Source organism: Brevibacillus panacihumi W25 (genome assembly GCF_000503775.1).
Taxonomy (GTDB): Bacteria; Bacillota; Bacilli; order Brevibacillales; family Brevibacillaceae; genus Brevibacillus; species Brevibacillus panacihumi_A.
In genome coordinates this window covers 531,088-541,357 of record NZ_KI629787.1, presented here as the reverse complement: position 1 = coordinate 541,357, position 10,270 = coordinate 531,088, and the positions used below count along the sequence as shown (strand labels likewise).

Annotated in this window: 9 protein-coding genes and 1 riboswitch; of the genes, 4 read left to right on the top strand and 5 right to left on the bottom strand. The window is 52.5% G+C overall.

The features are described 5' to 3' along the window. A partial coding sequence (locus T458_RS57450) for a hypothetical protein (protein WP_171819432.1) occupies positions 1–210 on the top strand: 210 nt, incomplete at its 5' end. An 80-nt stretch (positions 211–290) separates the two neighbouring features. Beyond that, positions 291–446, top strand: coding sequence for a hypothetical protein (locus T458_RS57445; RefSeq protein WP_171819431.1), 156 nt, complete (start codon positions 291–293; stop codon positions 444–446). 148 nt (positions 447–594) lie between these two features. On the opposite strand, the gene T458_RS55885 is transcribed toward T458_RS57445, so the two are convergent. The 3 genes from T458_RS55885 to T458_RS55875 form a co-directional block, all read right to left on the bottom strand. Further along, the gene (locus tag T458_RS55885; RefSeq protein WP_023555608.1) at positions 595–1,593 is read right to left on the bottom strand and encodes an ABC transporter permease; all 999 of its coding nucleotides are present in this window, start codon (positions 1,591–1,593) and stop codon (positions 595–597) included. 1 nt (position 1,594) lies between these two features. Further along, complete coding sequence (locus tag T458_RS55880; protein ID WP_023555607.1) at positions 1,595–3,079, bottom strand: sugar ABC transporter ATP-binding protein; 1,485 nt, start codon at positions 3,077–3,079, stop codon at positions 1,595–1,597. Between the two features lie 74 nt (positions 3,080–3,153). Then, on the bottom strand, positions 3,154–4,176 hold the full coding sequence (locus T458_RS55875) for a sugar ABC transporter substrate-binding protein (RefSeq protein WP_023555606.1): 1,023 nt from the start codon (positions 4,174–4,176) through the stop codon (positions 3,154–3,156). Between the two features lie 107 nt (positions 4,177–4,283). Beyond that, a riboswitch (SAM riboswitch) is annotated at positions 4,284–4,402 on the bottom strand. Between the two features lie 169 nt (positions 4,403–4,571). Here T458_RS55875 and T458_RS55870 point away from each other — a divergent pair. Both T458_RS55870 and T458_RS55865 read left to right on the top strand, forming a co-directional pair. Continuing rightward, entirely contained in the window at positions 4,572–5,822 is a 1,251-nt protein-coding gene (locus T458_RS55870) for a sensor histidine kinase (RefSeq protein ID WP_023555605.1), read from the top strand. Between the two features lie 64 nt (positions 5,823–5,886). Next, positions 5,887–6,999, top strand: a complete 1,113-nt coding sequence (locus T458_RS55865) for a hypothetical protein (protein WP_023555604.1) — start codon at positions 5,887–5,889, stop codon at positions 6,997–6,999. Between the two features lie 82 nt (positions 7,000–7,081). On the opposite strand, the gene T458_RS55860 is transcribed toward T458_RS55865, so the two are convergent. Next, a complete protein-coding gene (locus T458_RS55860) occupies positions 7,082–8,653 on the bottom strand; it encodes a phytoene desaturase family protein (protein WP_023555603.1) in 1,572 nt (523 codons plus the stop codon). A 36-nt stretch (positions 8,654–8,689) separates the two neighbouring features. Next, positions 8,690–10,264: a phytoene desaturase family protein gene (locus T458_RS55855; RefSeq protein ID WP_023555602.1), complete on the bottom strand. Its 1,575-nt coding sequence runs from the start codon at positions 10,262–10,264 to the stop codon at positions 8,690–8,692. Between the last annotated feature and the right edge of the window lie 6 nt (positions 10,265–10,270).

The window sequence follows — 10,270 nt, the reverse complement described above, 5'->3', positions numbered from 1 at the left end:
GAGGCGACTTGGCTCTTACCTCGGTTGGACTTTCACCAACTAGCAATTAACGGCTTGCTGGGCGCGCTGGCCGCTGAAAACGTGTTCCGCCTTTTCCATTGCGCCTGGGTCAAGCTCCCAAATACCTTGCGCTTTTTCCCCTTTTTCCTCGACCAGCTGTTGGGTGAGCCTCCTGCTTTAATCTATCTTGCATTGATGGAAAAAGCGTAGCCTCTCTGAATCGATAACATAGAAATTGCGCTTACCTTTTAAATAAGCCTGTTGAAAACCTACTGTTCCGGAGGAGAAGCATGTTTCCAGGCGGAGCGACTAGCGGAGTCCAACTTAGCGGAACAGCGAAGCCCGGGGAGACAGAAGCGCAACCTATGAGTAAACTGGCGGAGCTGCGCGCCGTTTTGCGCTTCCCCCGGGATCGCTGTGGAGCGGACAGTCTAACATCTTTGTAGGACGTAGACCGGTGCGTAGATCGGAAACATGCTTCTCCCCCCTACAGTTACTTTCTCGACACTTGAAACCCCAGCACCTAAGGGCACTGGGGTTCGTTTGCAGATATTAGGGTAGACCTTTCAGGGCTCTCCTATAAGAACTTACTTCTTACGCCTTAGACTTCCTTCTCACCTGATAATAGGTAACCGCCAACGCCAGGGCGAGTACGACGCCTTTGATAATATCGTAGGCATAATAAGGTAGATTGAGCATCGTCATGCCATTGAGCAGCACCCCGATGAGAATAGCTCCGACGAAGGTGCCGAACACATTGGGCTTGCCCACCCCGAAGACGGAAAAACCGACGAAGGCTGCAGCTACTGCGTCCATCAGCATCGAGCTGCCGCTGCTCACTTGTCCGGTCCCGATCCGGGCCGCCAGAAGCATCCCGCCCAATCCGGCGAACAGCGCGGACAAGACGTACGCAAGCGTCCTGTAGCGGTTCACGGGAATCCCCGACAAGCGCGCGGCTTCGAGATTGCCCCCGGTCATATAGAGCATCCGTCCTTGTTTGGTATAAGTAAGATAGACATGCGTGATCGCTACCAGGAGAAAGGTCAAAATGACCGGGACGGGCAGCGAAAATAGCTCGCCCTGGCCCAGCCACAGGAACCACTCCTGGAATTTGCCCGGCGCATTCGTCCCATCGCTCATCGGCATGTTGGCGTAGATCGAGTAACCCTTGGAATAGGTCATGTGCAGCCCGTTGACGATGTAGAGCATCGCCAGCGTGGCGAGCAGATCGGGAATGCGAATTTTCACGACGAGGAACGCATTGACCAGACCGACGAGAAGACTGAGAGCGATCGGTACGATGAGCGTAATCAGCATCCCCTGCTCGTACCAGACCATCATCGACGCGACGATGACAGTCGTCAGCGATACGGTCGAGCCTACAGAGAGGTCGAAGCCTCCTACGATCAAGGAAAAGGTCACGCCGATCGCGACGAAGGTCACAATCGAAATGGATCGCAAAATATCCTTGATATTGTCATAGGTGAAAAAATAAGGGTTGGTCAGGCTGAAATAAAGAACGACGAGTGCAATCACCGCAACGGTCCCGTATTTATAGACGAGATCAAACAAACTGATTTTTGGTCTCTCCATCCTACTCACCTCCACTAGCGTAATACATGATCTGTTCTTGCGTCGCTTCCCCGCGCAGGAATTCCTTGACGATTCTTCCTTCCGTCATGACCAGAATCCGGTCTGCGATCCCCAACACCTCGGGGAATTCGCAGGAAAAATAGAGGACGCCCTTTTTATTGGCAGCCAGATTGCCGATCAGGCGGTAAATGTCGCTTTTCGCCCCGATGTCCACACCCTTGGTCGGTTCGTCAAAGATAAACAGAGACGCATCTGTATCGAGCCATTTGCCGATCGCTACCTTTTGCTGGTTGCCGCCGCTGAGCAGCCCGACCAATTGACTGCTGTCGGCGGTTTTGACCCCAACTCTTTTGATCAGCTCATTTGCCTGCAAGGCTTCCAAACTATGGCGGACAAATCCGAACACGGAAGCAAGCGTTGCCACCGACAAATTACGCTTGACCGACTCTTCTACGAAAATCCCTTCCTTGCGCCTTTCCTCCGGTACGAGGACGATTCCGGCATCGACAGCGTCCTTCGGAGATATGAGCCGCAGTTTTTTGCCCTTCAGGCTGATTTCGCCCGCATCCCACGGATCGGCTCCAAACAGCAGACGAGCCAGCTCTGTCTTGCCTGCTCCGACTAGCCCGACGACACCGACGATCTCTCCCTCGCGGACGTGCAGGTCTGCCCCGCGCACCTTGCCGCCCTGGACTCCTTTTGCCTCCAGCAGCGGCTCCCCGATCTCAGCCTCCACCTTGGGGAACTCCTCATCGAAGCTTTTGCCCAGCATGTGGCTGATTACTTCATCCATCGTGATCTCGGACGTCCTGGCCGTATGCACGCGCTGCCCATCCCGCATGATCGTCATGGCATCGCAAATCTGAAAAATCTCCGGCAAGCGGTGTGAGATGTAGATGATCCCCACCCCTGCCTGCTTCAATTGGGCAATGATCTGAAACAGCCGTTCGGACTCGCGATTGCTCAACGGCGCGGTCGGCTCGTCAAAAATGACGAACTTCGCTTTTTGCACCGTCGCACGGGCGATCAGGATCAACTGTTTTTCGGACAGCGTACAGGCATCTACCGTTTTCCGTACGGGAATGGCAAAACCAAAGCTGCGCAAGATCTCTTCTGCCTGGTCGTAAAGCTGCTTCCAACGAATCAGCCCTGTCCCCTTTGATTGGACAACCTGGTCAAGCAAAATATTCTCCGCCACACTCAGATACGGAACAAGTGCGGTGTCGACTTCCTGATAGACGCATTGCACACCATGTGATTTGGCGGCCTGCGGCGAATCGATCTGCAAAGGCTCGCCGGCGATGGAGATCGAGCCCCCATCTGCCTGATAGGCACCGGTCAAGATTTTCATCAGCGTGCTTTTGCCCGCTCCATTGGCCCCCAGGAGCGCGTGCACCTCTCCAGCCTTCACCTCAAAATCTACCCCGCGCAAAGCCGGAACACCGGAAAACGCTTTGACGATTCCCTTCATTTCTAATACCGGCACAGTTTGCACCCCCTTGAGAATGGGAAGATTCCCGTCGAATGCTCAACGGGAATCACCAAACAGCACGATTTGCCTTATTTGCCCCAATCCGGGATGTATTGCGACAAATCCGCCATCGTTACTTTTTTATCCTTCGGCAAGTCAGCTTGCTTGACCAGCAACGGATTCAGCTTCACACTGTCAGGAACTTCTTCCCCTTTGATTTTCTTGAAGACGGTCTCAGCATGGATGCGGCCGATATTGGATGGGTCTACCGCAGCCGTCGCTGCCCATGGCGAGTTGGCATCCTGCATCAATTGCAGATCCTCGTCGCTCAAATCGATCCCGTATACCTTGATCTCGGTGCGGCCGGCCTGTTGGATGGCACGAGTCGCTCCTTTGGCGAATTCATCCCAGGAAGCCCAGACTGCTGTAATGTCCCCTTTGTTCGGGTACTGACGCAGGATCGCTTCCATTTGTGTTTGGGTGTCGACTGCCGTATTGTTGGTCGCGCTGCCGAAAGCCGCGATTTCTTTGATATCCGGATACTTCTTCAGGAATTCCTCGTATTTCACTTGACGTTTTTCCATCGGGGCGAAGCCGGCTACCCAGATCTTGACGATGTTTCCTTTTCCGTTGTGGTCGCTTGCCAGCTGTTCCAGGCTCAATTCAGCCAGCTTGTGGTCGTCCTGCTCTACGACAGGCACTCCCGGAATGCTGATGTCTGTATCGAACAATACGACCGGGATTTTTTTGTCGACCGCCTTTTGCGTCCCTTGCTGCAAAGCTTCTGCAGTTCCGTGGTCGATCAGGATGCCGTCGAAGTTCTGGTTGACGGCAGCATCCAAGTTGGACGCCATTTTCGAGATATCCGTATTGGCGTTGAATACAGTCAGCTCGCCGCCGTTTTTCTCTACTTCTGTCTTGACGCCGTTGACATACTGAGCGGAGAAGGTTCCAACGTCCTGGCGCATGATCAGCGCGATCCGCTTTTTCTCGCCGCCTGCCGCCGTTCCGCTTCCGCCTTCACTGCCGCTTCCATTGCCGCCACCGCAGGCAGTCAAAAGAAGGGACAATCCCAACGCTAAAAATCCAATCCGACTAAAATGCTTTTTCATATCGTTTTACCCCCTTTTACTTTTTCACTATCCAGAGAAGAGGGCTCCACCACTAAAAAAAGCCTCTTTTCTATAGAAGAAAGAGGCTTCAATCAACGGATCTACGCCTCTTATCTGTCAGGTAGCGCGCTACCTGTAGGAATTAGCACCTTGGTACGCCGGTAATGCTGCGTACTAGGTTGCCGGGCTTCATAGGGCCAGTCCCTCAGCCTTCTCTGGATAAGAGTAATTGCAATATTATTACTTTTATAAGTTCTATAGAGAATATAAAGCATGAATCACCCAGATGTCAACTTGGTTTTTTTCGCACATTTAATGGAAAGGAAACCATAAATACTTTGTCGAAAAGAATCGTATGATCATGTTTTGACTATCAAGTCTGGCGGGGATGCGAATTGACTCTCATAAAAGAAATCATTCTCCAACTCTTTTTTGCGCTTACACCCTTCGTCCTGTTCAATATCTACTATCGGGACAAGATTAGAAACTACAGTCCGTCCTTCATCCTTTTCACCAGCTCCGTCACCCTTTTATTAGCCATGACCTTTTCTTCCAGCGCCGCAAAAGGAGTTATCTTTGATATTCGCTACGTCATCATTTTCTTCGGTCTTGTTTACGGGGGAATGAAGATCGGTCTGATTCTTTTGGCTGAATTTGTCCTCTACCGCCTTTACCTGGGCGGAGACGGAAAATGGGTCGCCTTGCTGATCCTTCTCTGTTGCTTCACGCTAGCCGCAGTGTTTTCCCATGCCTACCGCAATACGCAGCAGAAATCCACCATTAACTTGCTGGCGGGCATCGTATTTTCGGCTACTCCGCTCGTCATGACCTATTCCTTTTTGCAGCCTTATTTCATGCAAGATGTTCCCTATCACCTGATTGTCATACCCATACAAAATTGTGTAGGCGTCTGGCTCCTCATGACCTTGTTCGGCAAAGCCGTAGAGGACAAGGAGATCTTTATCCGTCATGCCCAAAACGAGAAGCTCGCTACGATCAGCCACGTCGCATCCTCCATGGTTCACGAGGTTCGCAACCCGCTTACAGCCGTAAAAGGCTTTTTGACCCTGATCAAGGAAGCGCCCCAAGATCTTCCCAAAGTGGAGCAATACATCACCATCTGTCTCGATGAAGTCAAACGAACAGAAGCCATTCTAAGCGACTATCTCTCCATCTCCAAACCGCTGTCGCAGCGCCAGGAGCAGGTCGATCTCTCGCAGCAGCTCCATATTGTACACGACGTCATGTATCCTTTTGCAATCATGAACAATGTGGAACTGGAGATCAAAGAGCCGGGAGTGCCCGTCATGATCCAGGCCAATCCGGATGAAATCAAGCAGGTGCTGGTCAACTTTATCAAAAACGCGGTCGAAGCCTGTTGCGATGTCGAAGAAGGAAAAGTAACCCTGTCGCTCACCCAGGAGGCTCATTCTGTCATCCTGGAGATTCGGGACAACGGGATTGGCATGAGTGAAAGCGATATCAACCGACTTGGGACCGTCTATTTTTCCACGAAGTCCAGCGGCACTGGTCTTGGTCTTACGTACTCCTACAACGCCATACAGGTCATGGGCGGCAAAATTGGCGTGAGCAGCAAACCGCGTATGGGGACGATTTTTACGATTTCCTTTCCCGCCCAGACATGACGCAACTTTTTTCCAGCTGTTCCCGTATGTATGAGAAGAACCAAACTTGGAAGGGGGACTCTGGATGTTGGAAATACGAGGCGGAAAAGATCTCAAGTATTCCAGTGAGCTTCCGGCCTGGTCACGTTATGTTCACTTCGCTATTATTGGCTTCCTGGGTCTTATCGCACTGGCTATCTTCTCATTTGGAATGTACCTGCTGATTTACGAAAGCGATTGGATATTTTCTTTTATCCTCGCTGGTCTCGGCATTTTCATCGGATGGATATGTTGGATTCTTATCGGCGTCACCCGGTTTCAGCACGAGGTGATCATGAAGATCGAGTTGCGAGAAGATGGATTCTTCACCTCCGTTCAGAACCTCAAGACGGGCAAGCTATTCGAAGAGCTTGTCCCCTTTGCACAAATGGATGAAGTGCTGATCGGACGAATTTTCCGTTATGTACAGACACCCAAAAATGTACCCCGGTATTACATAGCTGGCGCAAAAATCATTATGGTCTGGACAGATGAACAAGGAAAACGGCAATTCGGCACGTTTGTCGAGGAGAAACAAGAGAATCTGGATTTATGGATCGAACGTTTCAGGCAAAACGGTGTACCTGTTTACAACACACAGCTCAACATCACGCAGGTGAATCACCCCCAACTGTCAGAAGCGTACGAGCAGATTCCCAAACTGCCCTACGACGGAGAATCCCCTTATTTTCAAACAGGCTTGAAGATTTACGATCCTACTCCGGAATGGAAAAGCACGGAGATGCTCGCCAATGAAGAAGCGAAGAAGCGCCGAAATGACGTGCGATTTTTTCGACCATTATTTATCGGGGTTATCGTTTTCAACTTCCTGGTCGCCCTTCTCTGGATGCCTGGATGGGGGATCGAGGATGAGTTGTTCAATGATGCGTCCCCTTCGACGGCTATCACGCTTGGCAATGTGGCTCTTCTGTTCCTTGCTCGAACCTATTGGCGGAAAAAGGCCAGGTGGTACCGTCCTCTGGTGGACACCCTGATCATGTTTGCCGTCCACGCCATGGGTGTCTCGACTTCCCTGCTGAATGCGCCCTTGCAGGAGTACGTGTACGACGCCTTATTCGTTGAGAATTTTACGATGGGAGTCTTCCTGGGGGGTGCTTATTTCATCACTCGTTTGTTCGTCTATCGGATTATCCGCTGAGGGCTTGAGTTGCCCCCCAGCACAAAAAAACAGGGCCTTTCCCAATCGTCCAAAGATTTGGGAACAGCCCTTTTTTCATTGCTCAACCCTTCATCGCCTTCACAGCCAGGTACCCGGATGTTCCGCCCAGTCCTGCCCCCGGATGAGTGGAGGCACCGATGTGGTAGAGATTTCGAATCGGTGTTTCGTGCCGTTTGTAGCCTGTACCTGGTCGAAAGAATAAAAATTGATCCACGGATGAGGAACCGGAGTACGGGTCTCCCCCCACGAGATTGGGATTGTAACGCTCCAGCTCGACAGGCGAAATCACGACGCGTTTGAGGATCGATTCCTTGAATTGCGGGACGTGCCGGCTGATCCGCTCCTCGATCCGGTCGGCATATGCCTGGACCACTTGATCGGTATAACCGCCTGTGGTATCGATCTCGCCCAATGCGTCTCCCGCCAGATTGCGCGGCATTTCCTGCAATTGGATCCACAGCGTGTGCTTGCCCTCCGGAGCCCGGCTCGGATCGTAAGCTGTATGCTGTCCCAGGACGATGGTTCCTTCCCTGGGCAGCAATCCGTTGACTGCTTCCGTGACGGACTGGCTCACTCCATTCACACCGCTTGTCAGATGAATGATGGCAGCGCGCTTCAATTCCTCGTCCTTCCAGTCAAGCGGACGGTCCAGGGCGTAATGAATCTGCATATCCGCACGTCCGTACTGATAGTTTCGCGCATCCTTGCGCACCTGTTGGGGAACCCATTCGGGTGCAAGAAGCTTCTCGTACAATTGCTGCGGCGTTACATTTGCCAGCACATACTGAGCCAGGTACTCGCTCTTGTCCTGTGTCTGTACGCCTTTTACCCGGCCATTTTCCACGAGGATTTGTTCGACTTGGGCGTTGGTAATGAACTCCCCGCCGTTATCGATCACTACTTTCATGATTGCTTTGACCAGTTCCGTGCCTCCCCCTTTGGGGATCGGCATGCTGGCTGCTTCCAGAGTGAACACGATAAGCTGTGCCATGATGCTGCCCGCCGCATCGTCCGGACCGACGCCTGTATGCAAAATCCAGGGCGCGAACAACGCCTTGATCGCATCGCTTTGAAAATGCAGATCCAGCCATTTGCGGGTAGGGGCGACCATACTCCCGACATGGCGGGTAAATTCCGCAACTCCTTTGCTGCGCAGGGATCTCAGTACGGATTGGATCGCAGCCCAGGACATCGGCTCGTTGCCAAACATGGTGAAGATCATCTCAGAGTTGGCTTCAAAGTATTTCATCGCCTCCTGGTAGCGATCCCCGTCACCCGGCATCAGACGATTAAACGCTTCGGTGTTTTTCTGCCGGTTGTTGTACAGCACCGCACTGCGCTGATCGGGCAGAATGACGCCGGTCGGAACGTCGGTATTGACGTACTCAAGCCCATTTTGATGCAGGTCATCCTTTAGTTCTCCATAAGCGGGACCCGTCACAAACAGCGGATGCCAGCCCGAGAAAACATCGTGCTTGAACCCAGTCAGCGTAATCTCATCCGTCCGAATGCAGCCCCCGATCCAGGCGCTTCTCTCCAGTACCAGCACTTTCTGCCCTTTTTTCGCCAACAATGCGGCTGCTGTCAAAGAATTGATCCCACTGCCAATGATTACGGAGTCAAAACGTTTCATCGATAGCCCCCCTCCCCTTATTGGACGTGTTGCTTGCTATGATTTCAATAATTGCTGTGCCAGCAAATAACCGGAAGTGGCATTCAACCCGCCGCCAGGCCAGGTCGAAGCACCAGTCAGATACAGCCCGTCTATCGGCGTCTTATATCGCGACCAGCCCGGCACCGGTCGGAAGAGAAAATGCTGGTCCAGATGGTGGCTTCCCGAAATACTGTCGCCGCCTACCAGATTGGGGTTGGCTATTTCCAGATCACGCGGCGAAAAGACAGTACGGGCTATCACCCGCGATAACAGATTTGGAGCGTAGTGCTCCAGCTTTTTCATCACCCGGTCCGCGTATGCTTCCTTCATCTGCTCCCAAGGGCCGATCTGGATTTCATTCAGCGAATCCCGCTTGGGTCTGGCAGGCAAAGCGCGCACCTGAATCCATAAGGTGTGCTTGCCCTCAGGCGCACGCGTCGGGTCAAACGCAGTCTGTTGCCCGACGACGAGCATCGGACTGGCCGGCAAATCGCCATTCAGCGCATCCGCGTAAGTGCGGGCCACATCCTCGACATACGGTCCGATATGCACGTAGGCAAACTTGTCGAAGTCTTCTCCGGCATTCCACTCCAGAGGTCCATCCAAGGCGAGGTGAATCATCATCGTTCCCGGACCGTAACGGAATTTTTTGTACCGCTCCACATAGGTGTCAGGCAGCACTTCGCGATCCAGCAGCTTCGTGACCAGCTGCGTCGGCGTAATATTGCCAATAACCCCTTTCTTGGCATGAATCGCTTTGCCGTTGCCCAGCATAACCCCTGCCGCACGATTGTTTTGCACCAGAACTTTCTCCACCGGGTGTTGGGTCAGCACCTGTCCTCCTCGTTTTTCCAAAGCCTTGATCATGCTTGTGATCAGGTTGCTGATTCCGCCTTTGGCGATGGCCATTCCATTGCGATGATCCAGAGGTGGTTCCACGAAGGGAAATTGCGCGCCGCCAGATACATCCGGCCCAAAATCCAGGTGGAAGGCCCACGGAATAAACAAGGCTTGCACCTTTTCATTTTCGAACCAATGCTCTGCAAACTGGCGCGGGCTTTTCAAAATCATGCTGCCTAATTCCACAGTCTTTGCGTAGCCGAGCGCCCGCCACATCCGGTAAAGCTGTCGGGCGGCTGGCCAGGACGGCAGCGGCAATTGCAGCAAGGGCAAGAAATGCGGTGCCGTCTGATCGAAAAATGTCAGCAGGGCTTGCCAAGCTTCGGCATCATGACTGGATTGTCTGCGAAACTGCTCCATCGTCTTTTCCGGGTCCGTATACACACCAATTCCGTCACCATCGGGAAATACGCTGGCAAACGGCTGATCGCTCACTGCCAGATCAAAACCGTTTTGATGAAATTCTGTCTTCATCTCTTGATAGATTTGCGAGCCGAGAAACAACCCTATATTGGTCGCATACAGGTCATGTGTGAAACCAGGCAATGTCGCTTCCCCGCTTCGTGACGCCCCTCCCGGCTGCTGCGCTTGTTCCAGAACCAGAACTCGATGTCCCGCCTGTGCCAGCTTCAGGGCGCAAACCAGTCCATTATGACCTGAACCTATGATGATATAATCCGTGTCGTGCATAAAATC